Consider the following 25,845-nt stretch of genomic DNA (forward strand, 5'->3'; position numbering starts at 1 on the left):
ACGAATACAAGGAGCACGACATGGACATCGGATTTATCGGCGCGGGCGAGATGGGCAGCGCGATCGCGGCGAATCTGCTGAAGGCGGGGCATCGCGTTCGGGTGTGGAACCGCTCGGCCGAACGTGTCGCGCCGCTCGTCGCGCTGGGCGCGCAGCACGTCGCGACGGTCGCCGAAGCGTTCGCGGGCGACGCGGTGTTCTCGATGCTCGCCGACGACGCAGCCGCGCGCGAGGTGTTCGACGCGGCGCTCCTCGAGCACGCGCTGCGCGGCCTCATTCACGTGAACATGGCGACGATTTCGGTCGCGCTCGCCGAGCAGCTCGCGCACGCGCACGCGCAGCGGGCGATCCACTACGTCGCGGCGCCCGTGATGGGGCGCCCGCACGTCGCGGCAGCCGCGCGCCTCACGATCATCGCGGCCGGGCCCGCGGAGGCGATCGACCGGATGCAGCCCGCGTTCGACGCGATTGGCCAGAAGACGTGGCGGCTCGGCTCGCTGCCGCAGCACGCGAACGCGGTGAAGATCGCGGCGAACTTCACGATCGCGTCGGCCATCGAGACAATGGGCGAGGCGGGGGCGCTCCTCGCCGCGCACGGCGTCGCGATGAACGACTATCTCGACGTGATCACCAACAGCGTGTTTCCCGGCCCCGTTTATCAAGGCTACGGCGCGATGATCGCCGAGTCGCGCTACGAGCCGGCGCTTTTCAAGGCGCGGCTCGGCCTGAAGGACGTGCGGCTCGCGCTCGAGGCGGGCGACGCGCTGTCGGTGCCGCTGCCCGTCGCGAGCGTCGTGCGCGACAGCCTGATCGAAGCGGTCGCGCACGGCCACGGCGACAAGGATTTCGCGGTGCTCGGCCAGGTCGCGGCGCGCCGCGCGGGGCGATGATGCGCGCGTGATGCGGCATGCGTCGCGCGGCTGCCCCGCGGCTGACAGCGGCCCGCGTTCCCCGGCATAATTGACATTTCCATTTCATTTTCGAAAGCGGGGCGGCAATGAATCTGCATACGTGGTGGCTGTTCGTCGCGACGGTGTTCGTCGTGTCGGCGATTCCCGGTCCGAACATGCTGCTCGTGATGACGCACGGTGCGCGTCACGGGCTGCGGCGTTCGACGGCGACGATGGCGGGCTGCATGACGGCGCTCGTCGCGATGCTGTCGGTATCCGCCGCGGGCCTCGGCGTATTTCTCGAGGCGTGGCCCGCGATGTTCGACGCGCTGCGCTTCGCGGGCGCCGCGTATCTGATCTACCTCGGCGTGAAGGCGTGGCGCGCGCGCGTCGACGGGCAATCCGCGGCGGGCGCGGCCGACGTCGCGCCGCACGCGGGCCGTGCGGACGCAGTCGCCTCGGTGTCGCGCTGGGCGCTCTTTCGCAACGGTTTTCTCGTCGCGGGCAGCAATCCGAAGGCGATCCTGTTCGCCGCCGCGCTGCTGCCGCAGTTCATCGACGCGTCCACGCCGACGCTGCCGCAGTTCGGCATCCTTGTCGCGACGTTCGCGGTGATCGAGGTGAGCTGGTATATCGTCTATGCCTCGTTCGGCACGCGGATCGGCGTGACGCTGCGCAGCGCGAATGTCGCGAAGGCGTTCAACCGGCTGACGGGCGGCCTGTTCGTCGGCTTCGGCGCGATGATGGCGCTTGTGCGGCACTGAGCGGGCGCGGGCCGGCGAAGCGCCGCGCGCCGGTCGCGCGCCGCATGAAAGAACGAAACGCCCCGCGTCGGCTACGGCGCGGGGCTTCTTCGTTTCAGCGCGTCGCCTGTTCGCGCGAGCCGATCCAGTCCAGCGCGAACGCGGCGCCCGCAAACGCGAGGCCCACCGCGCACACCGCGCCCCAGCCCGCCCATGCCCACGCCGCGCCGGCGAGCACGGCGCCGAGCGAGCCGCCGACGAAGAACAGCCCGACAAAGAGCCCGTTGAGCCGCCCGCGCGCGGCGGGATTCAGCAGGTTGATCGCGCGGCGGCCGAGCGTCTGATCGGCGACGACGCCCGCATCGAGCGCCGCCGCGCCGGTGACGAGCAGCGCGAGCGCGAGCGCCGGATGCGCGGCCGCGTCGAACCCGGCCCAGCCCGCGCCCGCGACGCCGAGCGCAGCCAACGCGGCGAGCATCGCCACGTGCGCGCCGCGCAATGCGCCGCGCTCCCGGCCGCGGTCGCCGGCCAAGCCGGCGAACGGCGTGACGATCGCGCCCGTCGCGCCGGCGAACGCGAACATCGCGATTCCGTGCAAGCCGAGATCGAAGGGCGCAGCGGCGAGGCGCAGACCGATCGCGGTCCAGAACGCGCTGAACGCGCCCATCGACAGCGCCGCGGACAGCGCGCGCCGCTGCAGTACGCGCTCGGTCGCCGCGAGCGTCCAGAGCGACCGAAGCAGCGCCGCATAGCGGGTCGGCAGCGATGGGGCGCGCCGCGGCAGCCTCGCGGCGAGCACCGCGGCGATCGCGATGTCGGCGGCGGCGGCCGCGCCATAGAACGCGCGCCAGCCCGCCGCGCCGGCGATCAGGCTCGCGAGCGGCCGCGACAGCAGGATGCCGAGCATCAGGCCGCTCATCACGTTGCCGACCGCGCGGCCGCGATTTTCGTCGGGCGCCATCGACGCCGCCAACGGCACGAGCATCTGGATCACGCTCGACGCCGCGCCGGCGACGAACACCGCGGCCAGATACACGGCGCCGGAGCGCGTGACGGCGGGTAGCGCGAGCGTCGCCGCGCAGACGGCGAGCGTCGTCACGATGAGCCGGCGGTTTTCGAGCAGGTCGATGAGCGGCACGAGCAGCACGAGGCCTGCCGCGTAGCCGAGCTGCGGCAGCATCGCAACGAGCCCGGTCAGGCCCGCGGGCAGCCGCAGCTCGGCCGCGATCGGCCCCGTCAGCGGCTGCGCGGCGAACAGATTGAGCACGATCACGCCGACCGTCGCCGAGAAGAACACGGTGAGCGCGGGCGTGAGCGTGAGCGTGGGCGCGGGGACAGGGGCGGCGCGCGGTCGCCCGGCGGCCGGGCCGGCGCGAAGATCGGCGGGGCGGTTCATCGGAAGGGTCTCGGAAATGAACGAGCCCTCATCGTAGAGACGCGCCGGTTATGCGACAATTGAAATATGTTTAATATAATTATGCGAGTTTGTTTTGAATACGCGTGATCTTCAAGCCTTCGTGGCGGTCGTCGACAGCGGCTCGATGGTGGCCGCCGCGACCAGGCTCCATCTGACGCAGCCCGGCCTCACGCGGCGCGTGCAGAACCTCGAGACGACGCTCGGCGTGCCGCTCCTCGATCGGCAGAGCAAGCCGCTCAAGCCGACCGCGGCGGGCCGCGAAGTCTATGCGCTCGCGCGCAACGTGCTGCGCTCGGTCGACGAGCTGCTCGCCGTTGCCTCGCCCGGCAGCGAGCCGGCGGGCGAACTGCGGATCGGCGTGCCGCCGTTTCTGTCGGAGCTCGCGCTCGAAGGGCCGATCGACCGGCTGCGCGACGCGTTTCCGCGGCTCACGCTGCGGATCACGGCCGGCTGGTCGCCGGCGCTGCTGCAAAACGTCGAGCGTGCGGCGCTCGACGCCGCCGCGGTGATGATGCCGGCGAGCTTTCCGATGCCGGAAACGCTCGTGTCGACGCTGCTCGGCGTGCAGCCGACGGTGCTCGTCGCCGCGCGCGACTTCGCGCTGCCGCCGGGGCCGCTGCCGCTCGACGCGCTCGCGCGCTACCCGTGGGTGCTGAGCCAGGATGGCTGCGGGATGCGCTCGGCGCTGAGCCGCGCGTTCAGCGCAGCCGGGCTGCCGTTCGACGTCGCGGTCGAAGCGTTCGGCTCGGATTTGCAGCTCTCGCTCGTCGCGCGCGGCGCGGGGCTCGGCATCGCGTCGGCGGCGGCGCTCGCGCGCAGTCCGCACCGCGGCGCGCTGCGGATCGTCGACACGGCGGATGTCGAGCCGGGGATCAACGTGTGGCTCGTGCACGGCGTGCTGCCGGGCCGGCTGATGCGGCCGGTCGAGCTGCTGCGCGAGCGGCTCGTTGCCGTGCTGGAGGCGGAAAGAAGCCGGCGATTAGGCGGCGAAGCAGAAATGCCGGCGAATTAGAACCAGCATTCGAGGGAAAATCCGTATTTTCTCGAAGGAAATGTTGCATTGCGTCAAACAAACCGGTATAGTCCGAACCGTCTCCTCCATGTCTCCTCTGATATGGATTCAGCCCGCCTCTTCAGGCGGGCTTTTTTTTTGCCCGCGCGAACCCGGAGCCAAGCCGCGCGGGCGGCCCTTCGTCGTCAGAACTTGTACGACACCGCCACGTAGCTGATGATCGGATCGGCCTTCAGGTCCGATTTCGACTCGGCGAGCGTCGTGCCGTCGGCCGCCTTGATCGTCACTGTCGACGTCGTCTTCAGCGGGATGTACGTGACCGACGCGACGAGCCCCCAGTGATCGGTGATGTTGTACGTGAGGCCCGCATTGAATACCGGCTGCCACGACGACGACGCCTTCGCCGACACCTGCGTGACCCCCGGCTTGCCCGCGCCCGCGGCGAGGATCGCGCCGAGGTTGTCCTGCGTCTGCTTGATGAAGTTCGTGTTCAGTTGCAGATCGCTGAACCAGTTGTACGACACGCCGACGCCGACGAACGGCCGGAACTTCGCGCTCGCCTGCGCGAAGTAGTACTGGAACACGACGGCGGGGCTCCACTGCCGCACGCTCTTGACGATCGGATTGACCGGGCCGAGCCCGATGTTCTGCGTGCCGAGCGCGCCGGCCGGGCCGGGCGGCGTGATCGTGCCGTGGCCGGACACCTTGAAGACGGGCGGCACGCCCGCCACCGACGTGACCGCGATGTGATCGGTCAGGAAGTGGCTGACGGTCAGGCCGACCGTGTCCGCGCCGCTCGTCGACAGGCCGGTGCCCGCCGACGTGAACGTCGGCGGCAGCCGCAGCGGCGTGTTGATCGGCGTCGGCGCGACGTTCGTCGTGAGCGGCGTGCTGCTTTGCTGCGGCATCACGTGAAACCAGCCGAGCGTGACGACGTTGCTGCCCGCGCTTTGCGCGTGCGCGGCGAGCGGCGTCAGCGCCGCGACGCCGAGCGCCGCGCAGAGTGCTTTTTTCATGAGGCCTCCCGAGCGTCGGTTACTGCACGAACGCGCCGACCGTGAAGTACGGCGACGATGAGTTGGACATGTCGAGGAAGCCGAATACCCCGCCCGTGAAGATGAACTTGCCGGTCGGCGTCGTGCTGCTCGCGCCGACGTGCGTCGACGTGACCGTGCCCGGCACCGCTTGCGCGTAGTCGAGGTTCAGCGCCGTCGCGAGCGACGCCTGCGACGCCTGGAACGGATCGAGGAGCGTCGCCTGCGCGTTGACGAGCGCGGTCGTCCGGTAGTCGAACTGGCTGTCGACGCCGATGTACTCGCCGTTTTGCGAGCCGACCGCAATCGCCGTCTGCGGCGCGAGGATCGAGATGCCCGATTCGTCGTCGGCGGTGAGCCCCGGCACGCCGTTCGCGTCGGGCGTCGGGTTCGGGTTCGCGACGCCGGTGCGGATCATGACCGGCACGAGCTGGTTGCGCAGCTTGCCGACGATGACGAAGCCCTTTGCCTGCGGAATCGTCGCGAGCGTCGGCTTCACCTGGCCCTGGTAGTGATCGGTCTCGAACGCGCCCGTGCCGTCCGCCGACTGCGCGAGGTTCGTGCCCGGCTGCCGGCAGGCGCCCGCGTAGATGCCCGTCGTGTCGCAGCGGCTCCACGTGCCGTCGGGGTTGATCGTCACCTTCGCGTCGATCGTCGTTGGCGCGAAATTTTGCGACGGGACCTGGCCGTAGCCGAGCTGGCTATACGTGCCGGCGAGATTCGCGATGTTCGTCTCGAGCGACGAGAACGCGATGAACGGGTAGTACGGGAACTTCGTGTCGGGAATCGCGCCCTGGCCGAGCAGGCCGCCATACTGGATTTCCGCGCCCGGAATCGTGCCGCCGACGATGCCCATGCCGAGGAAGATGCGCGCCGGCCGATTCGGATCGAGGCTCGCGCCGTTCAGGCGAAATGCGCAGTTGTTGAGCTTTTGCGTCGGCAGCAGCGTTTCCTGCGTGAGCGTGCCGCTTTGCGTCGTGCCGGCGCGCGTCGGCGCGGCGGTGCCCGTCGTCTTCGGAACCGGCGATTCGACGAAGGTGATTTGCCAGGTCATCTTCGTCGTGTCGATCTGCAGCTTGACGAGCTCGCCGTCGCCGCCGCCGCCCGTGTAGACCGTGTTGTAGTCGACCGACGACGGGCAGAGCGCCGCCTCGACGAGCGGCTGCGATTCGCCGCCGCCACCGCCGCCGCTGCACGCCGAGATAAAGGGCGCGGCGCAGGCCATCGCCAGGATCAGGTTCTGCTGCTTCATGTTGCTCCTCCAAACTCCACAATTGTCTTTATCCGGCGGCCGGCTCCCTGTCGGCCGCTCTCGATCTCGCCCGCTGCGGCGCGGCCGGCGCAATGCGCGCCGGCCGCGCGTGCGGGTCTCGTTACTTGCTGACCTGCGCGCCGACGCCGAAATACGGCGCGGACGGCGTCTGGCCGGCGATCGCCGAGCTCTGCGTGATCCTGCCGTTGACGGTGCCCTGGATCAGCGCCGCATAGAGCCCGCCGCTCGCGATCACGAAGCCCCGCGCCGACGTGTCGGCCGTCGTGACGCCGAGCAGGCCCGGCGTCGATTGGCCGTAGTCGAGCGTGAAGCCCGTTTCCGCCTGCTGCGTGCCCGGGTTCACGAACGTGGCCGTCGTGCCCTTGATCACCGTCGCCGTGTACTTGAAGTTCGAGTCCGCGCCCGCGTAGCCGCCGTCGATGCCGCCCGACGCGATCGCTTTCGCGAGCCCGAGCACCGCGATGCCCGATTCGTCGTCGACTTGCGCGTCGAGATGCAGCGGCGGCGTGCCGAGGTTCACGTTGCCCGTGCGCACGACGACGGGCACGGTCGCGCCGTTCAACTGGCCGAGCACCATGTGCGCGACAGCCGACTTGCCGGTCGCGCCAATGAGCGGCAACTGCGTCTGCGGCAGGATCTGCGGCGCCTGCGTGCTGTTGAAGTAGCCGTTGCCGCTCGCCGTCCACGGATTGCCGGTCGTCATGCAGCCCGACGCGCTCGTCGACGTGCACGCGCCGTTCGCATCGAACGTCTCGTTCGAGTTGGTCGCCTTCGCCGCGTAGTTGCTCGACGGCACCGTGTGGTAGAGGAGCGCGTTGTACGTGCCCGGCAGCTTCGACAGATCGGTCGTCGTGCTCGCGAAGCCGAGGAACGGATAGAAGTCGAAATGGCGCTGCGGCACCTGGCCGATGTTCTGCAGCACGCCCGGGATGATCGTGAGGCCGCTGTACTGGATCGTCGCGCCCGGAATGCCGCCGCCCGCGACGCCGAAGCCGATCAGGATCATCGGCGGGTTCGCCTGGTTGAAGTCAGCCGCGGTCGAGTACGTCGAGTTCGTCGCGGGCGCCGTGCCGCTGCCCGGCATCAGCACGAACGCGCAGCGCGTCTGCTCGGCAGTCGGCAGCGTGCCCGCGGGCGGATGCGCGACGCTGCCCGTGATCGTCGTGCCGGCGCGGGTCGGCGTGACCGTGCCGGTGGCGAGCGGAATCGGAGACTCGAGCCACTTGAGCGTGTACGTCATCGTGGCCGCATTGATGTTCACGCTCACGACCTCGCCGCCGCCGGCGCCGCCGAGATACGTGCTGCTGCCGATGTCCGCGTTCGCGGGACAGAGCGACGTGTTGCCCGCGCTCGAGCTGGGCGGACCCTGAACGCCGCAGCTCGAGCCCGAGCATTGCGGCGCGTCGATGGGAGCCGGGGTGCCGCCGCCCCCTCCACTACAAGCGGCAAGCAAAGGGGCGAGGGCTATGGCCATTGCCACCCCTTTCGAAAAGGCGTCCGACATGCCTCTGTCTCCAATGTGTTTAATTGTGTTGGGCTAATTTGGCCGCGTCGTTTTCCGCTGTCAATTGACGGAACCGTCTAACCCGGGCGATTTAAACAATTGACTGTATTCGGGCTCCCGAAATGAGTGGCTGGAGGCGGTGAATTAAAACGAGACGTGCGTTTGAAATTTGTCCGGGCGGACGGGGAGGCTCTTGTTTTTACAGGGTTTTGTGCGCGGGATCGTGCACTGGATCATTCGTTTAAAGCACGCGCATCGGGTAAATCCCTATTCGGGATAATCACGATGCTTTTGGAAATTCCGGGATTTATTTTTGGATGGAAATGAAAGTTTGTAAATATCTGTTAGCGCCGTGACAATATTTAAATAATTTTCGTTTTCCATTCTATGCAATGAAAAAGCCGGCCACCCGGGCCGGCTTCTCTCGCACTGCAAGCCCTGCGTCGTTCAGCGCGCGAGCCCCGTGTTTTCGGGCGCGCCGATGTTGAGGTTCATGCACTGGATCGCGGCGCCCGACGCGCCCTTGCCGAGGTTGTCGAGCCGTGCGACGGTGACGAAGCGCTCCGCGGTGCCGAACACGAACAGGTCGACGCGGTTCGTGCCGTTGTTCGCCTGCACGTCGAAGAAACCGTCGTCGAGATTCTCGGCCGCGTCGTACGGCGCGACGCGCACGAACGCCTCGCCCGCGTAATGCTCGGCGAGCACGCGCTGCACGTCGTGCGGCGTCACGCGCTTCGCGAGCTGGCTCGGCGTGAAGTACGTGGTGACGGCAAGGCCCTTGTAGAACGGCCCGACGATCGGCGTGAAGATCGGCGTGCTCGCGAGGCCCGTGTGCGCGGCCATCTCCGGCAGATGCTTGTGCGCGAGGCCGAGCGCGTAAGGACGCGGGCTCGCGAGCTTCGCGCCGCCCGCTTCGTAATCGGCGATCATCTTCTTGCCGCCGCCGCTATAGCCCGTGATCGAGTAGCTGTGCGCGGCGAAGTCCGGCGCGATGACGCCCGCGTCGACGAGCGGACGCATCGCGAGCACGAACGCCGACGCGTGGCAGCCCGGCACCGCGATGCGCTTCGCGGCGCGGATGCGCTCGCGCTGCGCGCGGTTCAGTTCGGGGAGGCCGTACGCCCAGTCGGCGCTCGTGCGGAACGCGGTGCTCGCGTCGATCAGCGTCGTGTTCGGGTTCTCGACGAGCGTCGCCGATTCGCGCGACGCGACGTCGGGCAGGCACAGGAACGTGACGTCCGATGCGTTGATGAGGCGGCGGCGCTCGTCGATGTCCTTGCGCTTCGCTTCGTCGATGCGCAGGATCTCGATGTCGCTGCGCGCGGACAGATATTCGAAGATCTTCAGACCGGTCGTGCCTTCCTGGCCGTCGACAAAAACTTTCGTGCTCATCTCGCTCTCGCTGGATCGGGGCGGCGCGGCGCGCGGCCGCGGAAAAACGATCATTTTAAGACGTGATGCGCGACGCCGTAACCGGTTCGGCCGAAAAAAGCCCGTGTCGCCGCACGATCCGGCAAAGGGCTGGATCGTGCGGCGATTTCACTTGCCGTTGCCGGCGAGCCAGCGGGCAGTCGCCGCCGCGACGCGCGCGCCGAACGCCTTCGCGGTGTCGAGATCGCCATCCGAGGGCGCCTCGTCCGGCGACGCGTCGGATGGCGATTGCGCGAGCAGGCCCGTGAAGCCGCCCGCGTAGTTGATGTCGTTGCGAGTCGCCGCCTTCGTGTTCGCGGGCAGCAGGCCCGTGCCGACCCACACCATCCCATGCTGCATCGCGAGCGTGACGAAATATTGAATCGTCGAGAACTTGTCGCCGTTCATCGATGCGGAGTTCGTGAAGCCCGCCGCGATCTTGTCCTTCCATGCCTGGCCGAACCATGCCTTCGACGTCGCGTCGGCGAACTTCTTGAAGTCGGCCGACGGGCCGCCCATGTAGGTCGGCGCGCCGAAGACGATCGCGTCGGCCGCGTCGAGCGCGGCCCAGCCGGCGTCGTCGAGATCGCCGACGGCGACGAGTCGCGCGTTCGCGCCGGCTTCCCGCGCGCCAGCGAGCACCGATTCGGCGAGCTTTTTCGTGTGGCCGTAGCCGCTGTGATAAACGATGACGAGATTCGACATGTCTGTTTCTCCAAGATGAGACGACGACGAGACGACGAAGCCGCGCGCGCTGGGGCGGGCAGCGCGGCGGACGATGACTGTTCGCAGCGCCGCGCCGCGCCTCGCCGCAGACTAGCGGCCGTATGTGACGACGAGCTGCGCGGAGCCGATCGACTCGGTGCCGATCTCGTGGTCGAACATCTGCGCGGGGCGGCCCGTCGCGACGCGCAGGTCGGTTGCCTTCAGCGCGTAGACGGTGATCACGTAGCGGTGCGGCTTGCCGGGCGGTGGGCACGGGCCGCCGTAGCCGTCGACGCCGAAGTCGTTGCGCGCCTCGGCCGCGCCGAGCTTGCGCAGGAAGCCGGATGCGCTCGCGTCGGCGGGCAGGCTCGAGACGCTCGCCGGAATCCCGGCGACCGCCCAATGCCACCAGCCGCGGCCGGGCGCGTCGGGATCGAACATCGTGACGGCGAAGCCCTTCGTGCCGGGCGGCGGGTTGCGCCACGCGAGCTGCGGCGAGCGGTTGCCGCCCTTGCAGTCGCCTTGATTGAACACGTGCGGCACGCCGACCCGGCCGCCGGGGCGCAGATCGTCGCTCGTCAGCGTGAATGCGTCTTCGGCGAGCGCGTGCGAGCCGCCGGTCGGCGCGAGAGCGCAAACGCAGGCGAGGGCGAGCGAGAGCAGACGACGGGACGAACCTCGCGGCACGACTCGGCGACCCACACGCATATGGCCCTTCTCCCGTCAGTTGTGCCGGGGCGACCCGGCGCCGATCGTGGTCGAGATGTGATGCTCGAACCCGAATATGAAGGGAAGTCTAGCATTAGGGGACGCATGGCGGATGCGGTCGCGTCAACTTCGCGACGGACCGGCGCATAGGACCGGCGACAGGGCCGCGGCAGCGCCCCGACGGCCGGCCGGCGCGCGCGGCCCCGCCACCGCCGCCTGCGCGTGCGAAAAAAAACCGCCCGCGGTCGACGACGGCGGGCGGTTCGTTGCGTCGGCCGGGCGGGCGCGGCCGAGCGAGCGTGGGCGATGCGGGGCGCGTTACTCCTGCGCGCCCGTCGCGCCGCCGTGCGCGGCCGACCACTCGGCCGGCGAGTGCAGGAATTTCTCGACTTCGTCGAGCGTCTTCGTCTCGAAGTAGCCCGACGCCTTCGCGACGCGCAGCACGTCCCACCAGGTCGCGAGCGCGTGCAGGTCGACGTCGATGTCCTTCAGCACCGACACGCTTTCCTTGAAGATGTCGTAGTGGAACAGCACGAAGCAGTGGTTCACCTTCGCGCCCGCGGTGCGCAGCGCATTGACGAAGTTGATCTTGCTGCGGCTGTCGGTCGTCAGGTCCTCGACGAGCAGCACGCGCGAGCCTTCTTGCAGATAGCCCTCGATCTGCGCGTTGCGGCCGAAGCCCTTCGGCTTTTTGCGCACGTACTGCATCGGCAGCATCATCCGGTCGGCGATCCACGCGGCGAACGGGATGCCGGCGGTTTCGCCGCCCGCGACCGCATCGATCTGCTCGAAGCCGACGTCGCGCAGGATCGTCGCCTCGGCCATTTCCATCAGGCCGCGGCGCACGCGCGGAAACGAGATCAGCTTGCGGCAGTCGATGTAGACGGGGCTCGCCCATCCGGACGTGAAGATGAAGGGCTTGTCGGCGTTGAAGTGCACCGCTTGCACTTCGAGCAGCATTTTGGCGGTCGTGTCGGAGATCGTCTGACGATCGAAGCCTGTCATGAGGGCGTTCCTTGGTGATGAGCGAGGGGCGGGCGCGGGCCCGGTGGCGCAGCTCGCGTGATTCCCGCCGTGAGGGCCGGGGGCGGGCCGACATGGGCGATGACCGCCGGCGTCGAGCCGCTTCGCTGCGCGCGTAGCCCGCTATTTTACCCGATTTGCGGGTTTTTCGAGACGCCCGGCGGCGCGGCGGCGGCAGATTTTCCGCGCCCGGACGGCCGCCTCGCGCGGCCGGGTGAGCGTGGCGCGCGCGCGGATTTTCCGCCGGCTTGCGGCGATGAAAGGCAGTACGCCGCAACGGCGGGCTGCCGCGCCGCAGCAACTGGCGCGCCTGCGCGGGGTGTACACTAAGCGACCCTCTAAGATTCGCTCGGTGCTTTGTACTCCCCGCTTGCCACCCGCCAAGGTTCGAAGCCGCGCCAATCCGGCGCGCGACGGACGCCGCAGTCGACCATCCCCTCGATTTCCGCATCCGCGGCTTCCGGTGCTCGGTACTGAGTCTTCAAAATTACGCATGTCTCTCGCAGGTCAATCATGGATGAACAACTGAAGCAAAGCGCTCTCGCTTATCACCAGAATCCGAAACCCGGCAAGATTTCGGTCACGCCCACGAAGCCGCTGTCGAACCAGTTCGATCTGTCGCTCGCGTATTCGCCCGGCGTCGCGGCCGCGTGCGATGCAATCTACGCCGATCCGCTCGACGCGCAGAAGTACACGTCGCGCGGCAACCTGGTCGGCGTCGTGACGAACGGCACCGCGGTGCTCGGCCTCGGCAACATCGGCCCGCTCGCCGCGAAGCCCGTGATGGAAGGCAAGGGGTGCCTGTTCAAGAAATTCGCGGGCATCGACGTGTTCGACATCGAGCTCGCCGAGTCCGATCCGGACAAGCTCGTCGAGGCGATCGCGATGCTCGAGCCGACGCTCGGCGGCATCAACCTCGAGGACATTAAGGCGCCCGAGTGCTTCTACATCGAGCAGAAGCTGCGCGAGCGGATGAAGATTCCCGTCTTCCACGACGACCAGCACGGCACCGCGATCATCGCGTCGGCGGCGATCCTGAACGGCCTGAAGGTGGTCGGCAAGGATCTGTCGGGCGTGAAGCTCGTCTGCTCGGGCGCGGGCGCGGCGGCGATCGCGTGTCTCGACCTGCTCGTGAAGCTCGGCCTGTCCAAATCGAACGTGCTCGTCGCCGATTCGAAGGGCGTGATCTACGAAGGGCGCGGCAATCTCGATCCGTCGAAGCAGCGCTACGCGGCGGCGACCGACGCGCGCACGCTCGCCGACGCGATTCGCGATGCGGACGTGTTCCTCGGCTGCTCGAGCGCGGGCGTGCTGAAGCCGGACATGGTGAAGACGATGGCGGACCGGCCGCTCATCCTCGCGCTCGCGAACCCGGAGCCGGAAATCCGCCCGGAAGACGCGAAGGCGGTGCGTCCGGACGCGATCGTCGCGACGGGCCGCTCCGATTATCCGAACCAGGTCAACAACGTCCTGTGCTTCCCGTTCATCTTCCGCGGCGCGCTCGACGTCGGCGCGACGACGATCACCGAGGAGATGAAGCTCGCGTGCGTGCGCGCGATCGCCGGGCTCGCGCAGGAAACCGACCAGAGCGAGGAAGTCGCGAAGGCGTATGAAGGCCATTCGCTCGAATTCGGCCCGGAATACCTGATTCCGAAGCCGTTCGATCCGCGCCTCATCATCAAGATCGCGCCCGCCGTCGCGCAGGCCGCGATGGATTCGGGCGTGGCCACCCGCCCGATCGCCGACATGGACGCGTACCGCGAGCAACTCGGCACGACCGTCTATCGCACCGGCATGGTGATGCGCCCCGTGTTCGCGACCGCGAAGACGAAGACCGCGCGCATCGTGTTCGCCGAGGGCGAGGACGAGCGTGTGCTGCGCGCCGCGCAATTCGTGCTGCAGGAGAAGATCGCGAAGCCGATCATCGTCGGCCGGCCGTCGGTCGTCGAAATGCGGTTGAAGAAGATCGGTTCGAAGCTCGTCGGAGGCGTCGACTTCGAAGTGGTCAATCCGGAAGACGATCCGCGCTACCAGCAGTGCTGGCAGGCGTATCACGAGATCGGCGCGCGCGACGGCGTGACGCCGGAGGTCGCGAAGGCCGCGCTGCGCAAGTTCAACACGCTGATTGGCGCGATGCTCGTGCACCTCGGCGACGCGGACGGCATGATCTGCGGGATGATCGACACGTATCACAGCCACCTGAAGTTCATCGAGCAGGTGCTGGGCCGCGCGAAGGGCGCCGAGCACTTCGCCGCGATGAACCTGCTGATGCTGCCGGGCCGCAACCTGTTCATGTGCGACACCTACGTGAACGAAGAGCCGAGCGCCGAGCAGCTCGCCGACATGACGATCCAGGCCGCGGCCGAGATCGAGCGCTTCGGCATCACGCCGAAGGCGGCGCTGCTGTCGAACTCGAACTTCGGCAGCGCGCCGTCGGCGTCGTCGCGCCGGATGGCGGAAGCGCGCAAGCTGATCGTCGAGCGCGCGCCCGACCTTGAAGTCGACGGCGAAATGCACGGCGACGCGGCGCTGTCCGAAGTGGTCCGCAAGGCCGCGTTCCCGGGCACGACGCTCACGGGCGAGGCGAACCTCTTGATCATGCCGAACGTCGAGGCGGCGAACATCGCGTACAACCTGCTGAAGATGGTCGGCGGCGAAGGCGTGACCGTGGGCCCGTTCCTGCTGGGCGCGGCGAAGCCCGTGCACATCCTGACGCCGGCCGCGACCGTGCGCCGGATCATCAACATGACGGCCGTCGCCGCGGCGAACGTTCAGGTGAAGTAACGCGCGAAAGCGCGCGCCGCGGGCCGTTCCAGCCGGCGGCGCGCGGTGGCGCGCGGTAAAAGGCGGCCGCTCGGCCGAACCGTATCCCAAAGTGGGGGCTCAACTTGCGGGCGGTTCAGTCGGGCGGCCGCCTTGTTTCTTTTTCTCGGCGGACGGCCCCGCGCGCGATCCGTCACGCGACGTTGCGCGTTTGCCCGCCCTCCGGCGAGCGCCACTGCGCGAGCAATTGCGCCCACTTCGCGCGCACCGCGCGCAGGTTGTGCTCCTTCACGTGCCCGTAGCCGCGAATGCCGTCCGGCAGGCTCGCGAGCTCGACCGCGAGCGGCAGCGTGTCGCGCGTGAGGCGGCTGCCGATCAGCTCCTGCACGAGCGTCTCGTATTCGCCGATCAGCGCGCGCTCGGTGCACCGCTCCTCGGTGCGGCCGAACGCGTCGAACGCGGTGCCGCGCAGGAACTTCAGCTTCGCGAGCACGCGGAACGCCGGCATCATCCACGGCCCGTACGGCTTCTTCACGAGGCGGCCGTGCGCGTCCTTCTTCGCGAAAAGGGGCGGCGCGAGATGGAACCTGAGCTTCCAGTCGCCTTCGAACTGTTCGGCGAGCTTCGCGACGAACGCCGGATCGGCATGCAGCCGCGCGACCTCGTACTCGTCCTTGTAAGCCATCAGCTTGTACAGATTGCGCGCGACCGCGTCGGTGAGCGGTTCCTGCGCGGTGTCCGCGCCGAGCGCGCGCTCGGCCTCGCGCACCTTGCCCACGACGGCCGAGAAGCGCGCCGCGTAAGCGGCGTTCTGGTACGCGCTCAGATGCTCGACGCGCGTCGCGACCAGCGCGTCGATCGCGTGGTTCGTGCTACGCAGCGAAATCACCGTTGCGCCGGCTTGCGCATCGCCTGCCGCGGCGGCGCGCACGCTCGCCGGATCGAACGCGGCGCGGCGGCCCCATTCGAATGCCGCGCGGTTCTGCTCGACCTGCACGCCGTTCAGCTCGATCGCGCGCACGAGCGACGCGTACGCGAGCGGCAGCCAGCCGCGCTGCCACGCGTAGCCGAGCACGAACGGGTTCGTGTAGATCGCGTCGCCGAGCAGCGCGACCGCGAAGTGGTTCGCGTCGACGAGATCGACCGCGTCGCCCGCCGCAGCGCGGATGTCGAGCTCGGCGCTCGCGCCGGGGAACGTCCACTTCGGATTCTTGATGAACTCGGCGGTCGGCGTCTTCGCGCTGTTGACGACGACGCGCGTCGCGCCGTGGCGCATCCGCGACGTGCATTCGTCGCCCGCCGTGACGATCGCGTCGCAGCCGATCACGAGATCGGCTTCGCCCATCGCGATGCGGGTCGCGTGGATGTCGGCGGGCGCGTGCGAGATCTGCACGTGGCTCATCACGGCGCCGCCCTTTTGCGCGAGGCCCGTCACGTCGAGCACCGTCACGCCCTTGCCTTCGAGGTGCGCGGCCATCCCGAGCAGCGCGCCGATCGTCACGACGCCCGTGCCGCCGACGCCCGTGACGAGCACGCCGTACGCGCGGCCGATCGCGGGCAGCGCAGGCTCGGGAACCGGCGGCAGCGCGCTCGCGTCGACCGACACCGCCTTCGGCTTGCGCAGCTTCCCGCCTTCGACGGTCACGAAGCTCGGGCAGAAGCCCTTCAGGCACGAAAAGTCCTTGTTGCAAGTCGACTGGTTGATCTGCCGCTTCGTGCCGAACTCGGTCTCGAGCGGCTCGACCGACAGGCAGTTCGACTGCACCGAGCAGTCGCCGCAGCCTTCGCACACCGCTTCGTTGATCACGACGCGCTTCGCCGGGTCCGGATACGCGCCGCGCTTGCGGCGGCGGCGCTTCTCGGTCGCGCAGGTCTGGTCGTAGATCAGGATCGTCGTGCCCTCGATCTCGCGCAGCGTGCGCTGGACGTCGTCGAGCTGGTCGCGATGGTGGATCGTCACGCCCGGCGCGAGCAGCGACGTGCGGCCATCGTATTTCTGCGGCTCGTCGGTGACGATCACGATCTTCCTCGCGCCTTCCGCCGCGAGCTGGTGCGTGATCTGCGGCACCGTCAGCACGCCGTCGACCGGCTGGCCGCCCGTCATCGCGACCGCATCGTTATAGAGGATCTTGTAGGTGATGTTCGCCTTCGACGCGATCGCCGCGCGAATCGCGAGGAGGCCCGAGTGGAAGTAGGTGCCGTCGCCGAGGTTCGCGAACACGTGCTTCTCGTCGGTGAACGGCGCCTGGCCGATCCACGCCACGCCTTCGCCGCCCATCTGGCTGAACGTGCTCGTGTTGCGGTCCATCCAGACCGTCATGTAGTGGCAGCCGATGCCCGCGATCGCGCGCGAGCCTTCGGGCACGGTCGTCGATGTGTTGTGCGGGCAGCCCGAGCAGAACCACGGCTTGCGCTCGGTGCTCACGTGCGGCTTCGCGAGCGCGGTCTCCTTCGCTTCGATCACCGCGATGCGCGCGGCGATCCGCGCGCGCACGTCGGACGGCAGCTCGAACTTGTCGAGGCGCGTCGCGATCGCCTTCGCGATGATCGCGGGCGACAGCTCGTAATGCGCGGGCAGCAGCCAGTTGCCCATCGGCACCGACCATTCGCCGCCCGCGCCGTCCTTTTCGTCGAACTTGCCGAACACGCGCGGGCGCTGGCCGTCCGGCCAGTTGTACAGTTCTTCCTTGATCGCGTATTCGAGAATCTGGCGCTTTTCCTCGACGACGAGGATCTCGTCGAGCCCGCGCGCGAACGCCTGCGCGCCTTGCGCTTCGAGCGGCCACACGCAGCCGACCTTGTAGAGGCGAATGCCGATCCGCGCGCAGGTTTCGTCGTCGAGGCCGAGGTCGACGAGCGCCTGGCGCACGTCGAGATACGCCTTGCCGCCCGTGACGATGCCGAAGCGCGCGTGCGGCGAATCGATCTCGATGCGGTCGAGCTTGTTCGCGCGCACGTACGCGAGCGCCGCGTACCACTTGTAATCGAGGAGGCGCGCTTCCTGCACGAGCGGCGGATCGGGCCAGCGGATGTTCAGGCCGCCGTCGGGCATCACGAAATCGGTCGGCAGCATGATCTGCGTGCGATGCGGATCGATGTCGACGGAAGCCGACGATTCGACGACGTCCGTCACGCACTTGAGCGCGACCCAGAGGCCCGAATAGCGGCTCATCGCCCAGCCGTGCAGCCCGAAGTCGAGATATTCCTGCACGTTCGACGGAAACAGCACGGGCAGCCCGCACGCCTTGAAGACGTGCTCCGACTGGTGCGCGAGCGTCGACGATTTCGCCGCATGGTCGTCGCCCGCGAGCACGAGCACGCCGCCGTGCGGCGCGGAGCCGGCCGAGTTCGCGTGCTTGAACACGTCGCCCGTGCGGTCGACGCCCGGGCCCTTGCCGTACCACATCGCGAACACGCCGTCATGCTTCGCGCCCGGATACAGATTGACTTGCTGGGTGCCCCAGACGGCCGTCGCCGCGAGGTCTTCATTGAGGCCGGGCTGGAACACGATCCGGTGCGCGGCGAGATGCTGCTTCGCCTTCCACAGCGACAGGTCGAGCCCGCCGAGCGGCGAGCCGCGGTAGCCGGAAATGAAGCCGGCGGTATTGAGGCCCGCCGCGCGGTCGCGTTCCTGCTGGAGCATCGGCAGGCGCACGAGCGCCTGGATGCCGCTCATGTACGCGCGGCCGCGCTCGAGCGTGTATTTGTCGTCTAGCGTGACGGATTGCAGCGCGGCTTCGAGCGATGCGCGCTGGCCTGCGTCTAGCGGGGCGTTCATGCAGTGTCTCCTCACCCGGTTAGGGATCGCCAAAACTATCGGCGCGTCGGCGTCTTGTGGACGCGTCGGTCGGCCCGAATATTGGCGGGTTTCGTTCGATGGTAGCACTGGGAAAAACCCGCCGCTGCGTGTCAAAAAAAGCCGGTGTGCGACCCGAAAACGTGAGGAATCAATGCGTTACAGGCTGTAAAAGCATGTAAAACGGCGCGCCCCGCGACGCGTTTGCCGTTAGTCTCTAGGGCCCTGTCCGATTGCGCGGACGGCGCGGGTTCGTGCCCGCGCCGCGCATCGCGCGCCGGACGGTTGCAATGGAGGTGCAATGCAATGAAGACTCGAAATATCCAGAATTTCCTGATGGTGTCGGCCGCGTTTTTCGCGATGAGCGGCCCGGCGCGCTCGGAAGGTGCGGGCGTGCTGGCGACGGCGAGCACCCGGATGCTGCAGCTTGCGGCGACGACCGGCGTGGATGCGCCGGCGTTCGCGAGCGTCGCGACGAACGGGCGCGGCGCGATGCAAAAGTAAGCCGCGGCGGGTGATCGCCGGTCCGTCGCGTGACGGTCGGCAACGCCAATGCGAAAGGGCGGGAATCCCGAAGATTCCCGCCCGTTTCTTTTGCGGGACCGCTCATCGCGCCGTCCGTCGGGCCAAGTGAGGCCCCCGCGCGCCGCGCGCGGCGCGCTTACGCCTTGTCCTGCACGACGCCGCGGCGGATCTGGTCGAGCTCGATCGATTCGAACAGCGCCTTGAAGTTGCCTTCGCCGAAGCCCTGATTGCCCTTGCGCTGGATGATCTCGAAGAAGATCGGGCCGATCTGGTTCTCGGTGAAGATCTGCAGCAGCAGATCGTCGTGCGCGCCGTCGATCAGGATCTTGCGCTTCCTGAGCTCGTCGAGCGGCTCGCCGTGGTTCGGCACGCGGCGGTCGACGAGCTCGTAGTACGTGTCGATCGTGTCGAGCAGCGTCACGCCCTTCGCGCACAGCCCGTCGACCGCCTTGTAGATGTCGGCCGCGCCGAGCGCGATGTGCTGGATGCCTTCGCCGCGATACGCGTCGAGGTATTCCTGGATCTGGCCGGCCGTGTCCGAGCCTTCCTCGTTGATCGGAATCCGGATCTTGCCGCACGGCGACGTCATCGCCTTCGATTTCACGCCTGTCACCTTGCCCTCGATGTCGAAGTAGCGGACTTCGCGGAAGTTGAACAGGCGCTCATAGAATTCCGCCCATTCCTGCATGCGGCCGCGGTGGACGTTGTGCGTCAGGTGGTCGATGTACGTGAGGCCGTGGCCGACCGGATTCGGATCGGCGCCCGGAATCGGCTCGAAGTCGACGTCGTAGATGCTGATGTCGCCGATCGCGCCCGGCTTCGCGCCGTTCTTGCCGCGCCAGCGGTCGACGAAATAGATCAGCGAATCGCCGATGCCCTTGATCGCCGGGATGTTCAACTCCATCGGCCCCGTCTTGTTGTCGAAGCCCCACGCGCCGAGCTCGAGCGCGTGCCGGTATGCCTTCGCGGCATCCTGCACGCGGAACGCGATCGCGCAGATCGAAGGCCCGTGCAGCCGCGCGAAGCGCTGCGCGAACGAATCCGGTTCCGCGTTGATGATGAAGTTGATGTCGCCCTGGCGGTATAGCGTCACGTCCTTGTGGCGGTGGCGCGCGACCGCGGTGAAGCCCATCCGCTCGAACAGTTGGCCGAGCGCTTTCGGATCGGGGGCGGTGTATTCGATGAATTCGAAGCCGTCGGTGCCGACGGGATTGTCCCAGGTGGGGATTTGCATGGCGTCTCCTGGCCCCCGGCGGGGCATGCGTCTTGATGAATGTCTGCGGCAAAGTGTAGCGGGGCGGGCCGGGTGGAAACTTGCGAACTTGGTCGTGCAACGCTACGCTTGCGCAATTTCTCGTCCACACGAACAAGCAGGGAGACAGGAAATGGCGCGCGTGGAATTGGATGCGATTGACCGGCGCATTCTTTCGATTCTTCAGGAGAATGGGCGTTTGTCGAACCAGGACATCGCCGAGCGGGTGAATCTGTCGCCGAGCCCCTGTCTTCGGCGGATCCGCCGGCTCGAGGAGATGGGCGTGATCACCGGCTACGTCGCGCTTCTCGATCCGCAGAAGCTCGGGCTCGATCTGCTCGCGTACGTGAGCGTGCGGCTGGAGAAGCGCGGCGGCGTTGCGTCCGCGCGCGGCGACGAGACGTCCGCGCGCGCCGGCGCGACGCATGCCGAGCTGTTCCGCGCGGCGGTGCAGGCGTGGCCGGAAGTCGTCGCGTGCCACGCGATGACGGGCGACATGGATTATCTGCTGCGCGTGCAGGTCGAGGACATGGCGCATTTCTCGCGCTTCATGCAGGAGCAGTTGCTGCACCATCCGTCGGTGATCGACGTGAAGACGAGCTTCTCGCTCGAACGCTTCAAGGAGACGACCGCGCTGCCGATCCGCTGAATGCGGATGTGGCGCGCCGGCCGAGCGGCCGGCATCGGCCGAATGGCCAAAAAAGAACGGGCGTCCCGTCGTGGGCCGCCCGTTCTCGTTCGTGCGTAGCGAAGCGCTTACGCGGTGAGGCCCGCGGGCAGCAGCGATTCGAAGATCTGCGTCGCGCGGCGCGCCTGGCGCTTGAGCGCGTAGTCGAACACGGCCGCCTGCTCCTGCATCATCTCGGCGATGATCGTCGAGTGATCGGCGGGCGGCAGCGACAGATACGCATCGGCTTCGCCGTACGCGTACTCGATGCGCATTCCCGATTTCTTCGCGATGTGCATCATCGTCGCGTTGCGCGACAGGCAGTGCATGTAGAGCGTCGTCACGTGCGTGTTGCGGCTGCGGATCGCGGCGCGCTCGAACAGCTTCGAGCCGACGCCCTGGCCGCGCGCGCGTTCGAGCACCGACACGCCGAATTCGGCGGTGCGTTTGTCGCCTTCCGCGGGCAAGTATGCGAGATGGCCGACGCCGATCAGCTCGAGCGCGTGATCGAACACGCCGAACACGGTGTCGCGGCCGAAGTCGATCGTGCGCACGTAGTTCTCGATTACGTGATCGGGCACCGCCTGGCCGAAGCGCAGCAGCCGATCGTCCTCGTCGAGCGCGAGAAAATGGGTGAGCAGTTGCTGGCGGTCGCCGGAAGCCAGTTCCCGAACGAGAACTGGCGCGGGACCGGCGATGCCGACCGACTCGGCAGGGCGAAGGTCTGGCTTGTTCATCGTAGGTTCCTCAAAAAGACCGCACATTGGTTTGTGCATTGCAGCGCAATTTTAACCGAACGGCCGTGCGGAGATTGGGGAAAACCCGGATATTTGAGTCGAGGTCAAGCTCTAAACTTGCCGATTGCTGATCGTAAGTATTTGATCTTATTGGTATTTAAATGATTTTTGACAAGGGTGTGAGCAAAGCGTCGCACTGTTACGCCGGCGCAACGCTTGCTGCTCTGCAATAAATCAGACGATTCAGCTACCGAGCCCGTGCTCGATCATGCCGATCACCTGCTCGGCGAAATCGCGATAGCCGAGGCGGCCGCCCGGCTTCAGCCACGTGAACGTCCAGTTGATCATCCCGAACACCATCATCGTCACGGGCGTCTGGTTGTCCTTCGAGATCCGTTCCGGATACGCGCGCGCAAGCTGGCGCGAGAACGCGGCGACGATGTCGCGCTGGCGGTCGAGGATGATCTGGCGCTGCGTGTCCTCGAGGTACTTCACGTCGTTCAGCAGCGCGACATGGCGGCTGTGCGACGTCTCGTATTCGGCAAGGAACGCGCGCACGAGCTCAGCGAACGCCTCGCGCTCGGTGAGCCCGCGCCGCTGGCTCGCGCCCTCGACCTCGGCGATGATCAGCATCAGCCGCTTCGTGTAGCGGTCGAGCAGGTCGAAGAGGATCGCTTCCTTGCCCTCGTAATAGTGATAGAGGCGCGCCTTCGACGTGCCGCTCGCGTTCGCGAGGTCGGTCATCGACGTGCTCGGGTAGCTCGTCTGCGCAAACTTGGCGGCGGCGAGATCGAGGATCTGCTCGCGCTGGGATTCGTGGTCGGGGGCGCGGGTGCGGGCCATGTGATTCGGTGCGTGTTCGGTGCGTGAAGCGGGGGCGGGTTTAGCGGGGGAGGGCGACGGCGGGCGTCGTGCGCAGCGTCGCCGTTCTCAGGTCGTCGATCGATCGGGCGTCGCCTTGCAGCTCGATGCGGCCGGCCGCCGCGAGCTCGCGGCAGCGCCAGAACGCGATCACGTCGCCGACGAACAGGTGCCCGTGGTCGGCGAACGCCATCACGGCGCCGACCGTGCGCGCGGCGGGGCCCCATTCGTCGGGCGCGTGCTCGAGCACGAGCGCGTCGATGTCCGCGTAATGGCCGCTCTTGAACGTGTTGCAGATCCAGTAGCGCAGCTCGGCGTTCGTCTGCTTCGCTTCCTGCCATTCGAGCGCGAGCCGGCTGATCCGCAGCACCGAGATCGGCGCCGCCTCCGGCAGTTTCGCGAGCAACCGGGCGGGCGAAAAGATGCCGGTGGCCGTCGCCTGGTCGGCGCGCAACCGCACCCACGACTGCGGATCGTCGATGTCCGCGCTCGACAGCCGCACCTCGTTGAGGCGCTGCGGCGCATTGCGCAGGTGGTAGGCGACGCGCCGCAGCATCAACTGATCGGCGACGCTGTGCGCGTGCCAGACGACGACCTGGCCCGTGCCGGCCGCGAGCGTCTCGAGCTTCGCGAAGTCGTCGCCGAGCCCGGCGATCCAGTCCTGCTGCACATCGCCGATCGCGCGCTCCCAGAACGCGGCGCGCACGTCCGGCGTGTCGTCCGCGCCGCGCAGCGGGCCGACCGACAGATCGTCGAACAGCCCGACGACGCTTTCGTCGCGGCCCGCGTCGGCGAGCGCGATGCGAAGAGAAGCGGCGGCGGAGCCGCCCATGGTCACGTGGATGGTGCTCATTGGCCTGTCGTCAACATGAGAAAAGCCGCCGGGAAGCCGGCGCGCGTCCGGCCTGCAGGCGGCCCCTAGTGTAAGCGAGATGGCGGGCGGCGCGTAACCGCGCGGCAAGACGCCGCTTACCGTTCGTCGTAGCTGACAACGATCCGGTCGCTGACCGGATGGCACTGGCAGGTGAGCACGAATCCGTCGGCGATCTCCTGCGGCTCCAGCGTGTAGTTCTTCTCCATCCGCACTTCGCCTTCGAGCACCTTCGCGCGGCACGTGCAGCAGACGCCGCCCTTGCACGCGTATGGCAACGCGAGGCCCGCGTGCAGCCCGACGTCGAGGAGGCTCACGCCTTCGTAGGGCAGGCGCAGCTTGCGCTTCTTGCCGTCGAGCACGATTTCGAGGTCGGCGGCGGGCGTGTCGTCGGTGATCTCGACGGCGGGCGCGCCCGCCTGCGGCAGCGGCGTGCCGAAGCGCTCGACGTGCACCCGCTCGCGCGGCACGCCGGCCTCGGCGAGCGCGGCTTCGGCGGCGTCCATCATCGGCGCCGGGCCGCAGATGAATGCCTCGTCGATGGTCGCGGCGGGCACGAGCGAATCGAGGAATGCCACGCATTTCGCCTGATCGAGCACGCCGTTGAACAGCTCGACGTCCTGCACGTCGTCGGACAGCACGTGGTAGAGGACGAACCGCTGCATGAAGCGGTTCTTCAGGTCCTCGAGATCCTCGGCGAACATGATCGAATCGACGCTGCGGTTGCCGTAGATCAGCGTGAACGTGCTGCGCGGCTCGAGCTCGAGCGTCGTCTTGACGATCGCAAGCACGGGCGTGATCCCCGAGCCGCCCGCGAACGCGACGTACTGCTTGCCGTGCTCGGCATTCAGGTGCGTGAAAAAGCGGCCGTCCGGCGTCATCACGTCGATCGTGTGGCCGGGCTTGAGCGTATCGAACGCGAAGTTCGAGAAGCGGCCGCCGCGCACGCGCTTGATGCCGATGCGCAACTCGCCGTTACGGTCGTAGTCGGTCGTGCCGACGCAGATCGAATACGAGCGGCGGGTTTCCTCGCCGTCGACATGCGCCTTCAGCGTGACGAACTGGCCTTGCGTGAAGCGGTACGCGTCGCGCAGCTCGGGCGGCACCTCGAACGACACCGTGACGGCGTCGGCGGTCTCGGGCCGCACGTCGCGAATGCGCAGCGGATGGAATTGCGGAGTCGCCATATCAATAAGGTTTGAAGTAGTCGAAGGGTTCGCGGCAGTCGATGCAGCGATAGAGCGCCTTGCATGCGGTCGACGCGAACTGCGCGAGCCGCTCGGTGTGCGCGGAGCCGCAGCGCGGGCAGACGGGCGCGGCGGGCGGCTTCGGCGCGAAGCGGACGACGCGCGGCGCCGCGGCGTCTGCGCCGCCCGCCCCGCCGCATGAGCCGGCGGGCGGCGCGATGCCGTACGCGCGGAGCTTCTCGCGGGCGTCGGCGGTGATCCAGTCGGTCGTCCACGCGGGCGCGAGCACGGTCACGATCCGGTGCGGCGCGATACCCGCCTGCCGGAGCGCGGCGTCGATGTCTTCGGCGATCTGCTGCATCGCCGGGCAGCCGGAGTAAGTCGGCGTGATCACGACTTCGAGGGCACCGTCGGCGGCGCGCCGCACGTCGCGCAGGATGCCGAGCTCGCGGATCGACACAACCGGGATCTCCGGATCGGGCACCGCTTCGAGCGCGTTCCACGCTCGTTCGACGAGCCGATCGTCGCCGGGCGCGGCGGCGCGGCCGGCGCCGGGGCGCTGGCCCGGACGGTTGCCGGCGGCGGCCGGCTGGCCGAGGGCGGGTGCGGGGAGGGCGGACATCGTCTGGCTCCGTCGTTCGTCATGCCCGGGCTTACCAGCTCGCGCCGGGGTGCTGGCGCGCGACGCTCTGCAGCTCGGCGAGCAGATAGCCCATGTGCTCCGAGTGCTCGCCGCGCTTGCCGGTCGGCACGTACTGGCCGGCCTTGGGCAGCGCGAGCGTCGCCTCGGCGAGCGCCGCCTCGATATCGGCGCGCCACGCCGGCTCGAGCGACGCGCTCGCCGGGCCGATGCCGGCCGCAGCCGCCGCGTCGTCGATCGCATCTGTCGCGAAGAATTCGCTCGTGTACGGCATCAGATAGTCGAGTGCGGCCTGCGCGCGGCGATGCGATTCGTCGGTGCCGTCGCCGAAGCGGATCAGCCATTCGCGCGCGTGGTGCTCGTGATAGCGCGTTTCCTTCACCGATTTCGCCGCGATCGCTGCGAGCTGTGCGTCGCCCGACGTCTCGAGCGCGGTCCACGCGTGCAGCATCAGCGTCGCATAGAGGAAATTGCGCACGACGGTCACCGCATAGTCGGGCTCGGTGTGCGCGGTGCCGCAGAGCGGGCCGTAGTGCGGCAGCTCGACGAACGTGTAGTTCGCGAATTCTCGCTCGGTGCGGAAGTACGCGTAGTCGTCCTCGGTCCGCGCGGCGCCGGTGAGCTGCCGCTCGAGCTCGGCCGCGTGCGAATACAGCAGGCGCGCCTGGCCGATCAGGTCGAGGCTCATGTTCGTGAGCGCGATGTCTTCCTCGAGCACCGGGCCGTGCCCGCACCATTCGGCGTTGCGCTGACCGAGGATCAGCGCGTTGTCGGCGAGGCGCAGCACGTACGCGAGATGTTGTGGGGTCGTCGTCATGGCGTGCCGC

At 67.9% G+C, this 25,845-nt stretch carries 22 protein-coding genes; 6 read left to right on the forward strand and 16 right to left on the reverse strand.

Annotation, left to right across the window (positions count from 1 at the left end; translation table 11 throughout):
- The first annotated feature begins 20 nt into the window (after positions 1 to 20).
- Both AQ610_RS01295 and AQ610_RS01300 read left to right on the forward strand, forming a co-directional pair.
- Entirely contained in the window at positions 21 to 890 is an 870-nt protein-coding gene (locus AQ610_RS01295) for an NAD(P)-dependent oxidoreductase (RefSeq protein WP_006023775.1), read from the forward strand.
- A gap of 107 nt (positions 891 to 997) precedes the next feature.
- On the forward strand, positions 998 to 1,654 hold the full coding sequence (locus AQ610_RS01300; protein ID WP_006023774.1) for a LysE family translocator: 657 nt from the start codon (positions 998 to 1,000) through the stop codon (positions 1,652 to 1,654).
- A gap of 94 nt (positions 1,655 to 1,748) precedes the next feature.
- Here the strand turns inward: AQ610_RS01300 and AQ610_RS01305 are convergent, their stop codons facing one another.
- Positions 1,749 to 3,029 (reverse strand): MFS transporter, encoded by a 1,281-nt coding sequence (locus AQ610_RS01305; RefSeq protein WP_006023773.1) that lies wholly within the window; start codon positions 3,027 to 3,029, stop codon positions 1,749 to 1,751.
- Positions 3,030 to 3,123: 94 nt separating this feature from the next.
- On the opposite strand from AQ610_RS01305, the gene AQ610_RS01310 reads away from it, so the two are divergent.
- The gene (locus AQ610_RS01310) at positions 3,124 to 4,062 is read left to right on the forward strand and encodes a LysR family transcriptional regulator (RefSeq protein ID WP_009913870.1); all 939 of its coding nucleotides are present in this window, start codon (positions 3,124 to 3,126) and stop codon (positions 4,060 to 4,062) included.
- A 185-nt stretch (positions 4,063 to 4,247) separates the two neighbouring features.
- Here AQ610_RS01310 and AQ610_RS01315 read toward each other — a convergent pair whose 3' ends face one another.
- The 7 genes from AQ610_RS01315 to AQ610_RS01345 all read right to left on the reverse strand — a co-directional run bounded on the left by AQ610_RS01315 (position 4,248) and on the right by AQ610_RS01345 (position 11,701).
- Positions 4,248 to 5,078 carry an OmpW/AlkL family protein gene (locus AQ610_RS01315; RefSeq protein ID WP_006023771.1) on the reverse strand — a complete coding sequence of 277 codons (831 nt, stop codon included), beginning with the start codon at positions 5,076 to 5,078 and terminating at the stop codon, positions 4,248 to 4,250.
- A gap of 19 nt (positions 5,079 to 5,097) precedes the next feature.
- On the reverse strand, positions 5,098 to 6,348 hold the full coding sequence (locus AQ610_RS01320) for a DUF2957 domain-containing protein (RefSeq protein WP_006023770.1): 1,251 nt from the start codon (positions 6,346 to 6,348) through the stop codon (positions 5,098 to 5,100).
- Positions 6,349 to 6,469: 121 nt separating this feature from the next.
- Positions 6,470 to 7,843 (reverse strand): DUF2957 domain-containing protein, encoded by a 1,374-nt coding sequence (locus AQ610_RS01325; RefSeq protein ID WP_009913869.1) that lies wholly within the window; start codon positions 7,841 to 7,843, stop codon positions 6,470 to 6,472.
- Between the two features lie 477 nt (positions 7,844 to 8,320).
- On the reverse strand, positions 8,321 to 9,265 hold the full coding sequence (argC, locus tag AQ610_RS01330) for an N-acetyl-gamma-glutamyl-phosphate reductase (RefSeq protein ID WP_009913868.1): 945 nt from the start codon (positions 9,263 to 9,265) through the stop codon (positions 8,321 to 8,323).
- 147 nt (positions 9,266 to 9,412) lie between these two features.
- On the reverse strand, positions 9,413 to 9,988 hold the full coding sequence (locus tag AQ610_RS01335; RefSeq protein WP_006023766.1) for a flavodoxin family protein: 576 nt from the start codon (positions 9,986 to 9,988) through the stop codon (positions 9,413 to 9,415).
- 111 nt (positions 9,989 to 10,099) lie between these two features.
- Positions 10,100 to 10,696 carry a YbhB/YbcL family Raf kinase inhibitor-like protein gene (locus tag AQ610_RS01340; RefSeq protein ID WP_015600866.1) on the reverse strand — a complete coding sequence of 199 codons (597 nt, stop codon included), beginning with the start codon at positions 10,694 to 10,696 and terminating at the stop codon, positions 10,100 to 10,102.
- Positions 10,697 to 11,014: 318 nt separating this feature from the next.
- On the reverse strand, positions 11,015 to 11,701 hold the full coding sequence (locus AQ610_RS01345; protein ID WP_006023763.1) for an orotate phosphoribosyltransferase: 687 nt from the start codon (positions 11,699 to 11,701) through the stop codon (positions 11,015 to 11,017).
- A gap of 531 nt (positions 11,702 to 12,232) precedes the next feature.
- Here AQ610_RS01345 and AQ610_RS01350 point away from each other — a divergent pair.
- On the forward strand, positions 12,233 to 14,503 hold the full coding sequence (locus AQ610_RS01350) for an NADP-dependent malic enzyme (protein ID WP_006023762.1): 2,271 nt from the start codon (positions 12,233 to 12,235) through the stop codon (positions 14,501 to 14,503).
- Between the two features lie 172 nt (positions 14,504 to 14,675).
- Here the strand turns inward: AQ610_RS01350 and AQ610_RS01355 are convergent, their stop codons facing one another.
- Positions 14,676 to 18,260 carry an indolepyruvate ferredoxin oxidoreductase family protein gene (locus AQ610_RS01355; protein WP_006023761.1) on the reverse strand — a complete coding sequence of 1,195 codons (3,585 nt, stop codon included), beginning with the start codon at positions 18,258 to 18,260 and terminating at the stop codon, positions 14,676 to 14,678.
- A gap of 324 nt (positions 18,261 to 18,584) precedes the next feature.
- On the opposite strand from AQ610_RS01355, the gene AQ610_RS01360 reads away from it, so the two are divergent.
- Complete coding sequence (locus AQ610_RS01360) at positions 18,585 to 18,782, forward strand: hypothetical protein (RefSeq protein ID WP_006023760.1); 198 nt, start codon at positions 18,585 to 18,587, stop codon at positions 18,780 to 18,782.
- Positions 18,783 to 18,939: 157 nt separating this feature from the next.
- Here AQ610_RS01360 and hppD read toward each other — a convergent pair whose 3' ends face one another.
- Complete coding sequence (gene hppD / locus AQ610_RS01365) at positions 18,940 to 20,037, reverse strand: 4-hydroxyphenylpyruvate dioxygenase (RefSeq protein ID WP_006023759.1); 1,098 nt, start codon at positions 20,035 to 20,037, stop codon at positions 18,940 to 18,942.
- A gap of 151 nt (positions 20,038 to 20,188) precedes the next feature.
- On the opposite strand from hppD, the gene AQ610_RS01370 reads away from it, so the two are divergent.
- Positions 20,189 to 20,704 carry an Lrp/AsnC family transcriptional regulator gene (locus tag AQ610_RS01370; RefSeq protein WP_006023758.1) on the forward strand — a complete coding sequence of 172 codons (516 nt, stop codon included), beginning with the start codon at positions 20,189 to 20,191 and terminating at the stop codon, positions 20,702 to 20,704.
- A gap of 107 nt (positions 20,705 to 20,811) precedes the next feature.
- On the opposite strand, the gene AQ610_RS01375 is transcribed toward AQ610_RS01370, so the two are convergent.
- The 6 genes from AQ610_RS01375 to paaC all read right to left on the reverse strand — a co-directional run bounded on the left by AQ610_RS01375 (position 20,812) and on the right by paaC (position 25,835).
- On the reverse strand, positions 20,812 to 21,459 hold the full coding sequence (locus tag AQ610_RS01375) for a GNAT family N-acetyltransferase (protein ID WP_009913862.1): 648 nt from the start codon (positions 21,457 to 21,459) through the stop codon (positions 20,812 to 20,814).
- A gap of 243 nt (positions 21,460 to 21,702) precedes the next feature.
- Positions 21,703 to 22,302 carry a TetR/AcrR family transcriptional regulator gene (locus AQ610_RS01380; protein WP_006023756.1) on the reverse strand — a complete coding sequence of 200 codons (600 nt, stop codon included), beginning with the start codon at positions 22,300 to 22,302 and terminating at the stop codon, positions 21,703 to 21,705.
- Positions 22,303 to 22,342: 40 nt separating this feature from the next.
- A complete protein-coding gene (locus tag AQ610_RS01385) occupies positions 22,343 to 23,173 on the reverse strand; it encodes a DUF1835 domain-containing protein (RefSeq protein ID WP_015601954.1) in 831 nt (276 codons plus the stop codon).
- 116 nt (positions 23,174 to 23,289) lie between these two features.
- The gene (gene paaE, locus AQ610_RS01390; RefSeq protein WP_006023754.1) at positions 23,290 to 24,378 is read right to left on the reverse strand and encodes a 1,2-phenylacetyl-CoA epoxidase subunit PaaE; all 1,089 of its coding nucleotides are present in this window, start codon (positions 24,376 to 24,378) and stop codon (positions 23,290 to 23,292) included.
- A 1-nt stretch (position 24,379) separates the two neighbouring features.
- Positions 24,380 to 25,000, reverse strand: a complete 621-nt coding sequence (gene paaD / locus AQ610_RS01395) for a 1,2-phenylacetyl-CoA epoxidase subunit PaaD (RefSeq protein WP_006023753.1) — start codon at positions 24,998 to 25,000, stop codon at positions 24,380 to 24,382.
- A gap of 31 nt (positions 25,001 to 25,031) precedes the next feature.
- The gene (paaC, locus tag AQ610_RS01400; protein WP_006023752.1) at positions 25,032 to 25,835 is read right to left on the reverse strand and encodes a 1,2-phenylacetyl-CoA epoxidase subunit PaaC; all 804 of its coding nucleotides are present in this window, start codon (positions 25,833 to 25,835) and stop codon (positions 25,032 to 25,034) included.
- Positions 25,836 to 25,845: the final 10 nt, after the last annotated feature.

Origin of the sequence: Burkholderia humptydooensis, from assembly GCF_001513745.1 — a bacterium.
GTDB classification, from domain to species: Bacteria; Pseudomonadota; Gammaproteobacteria; order Burkholderiales; family Burkholderiaceae; genus Burkholderia; species Burkholderia humptydooensis.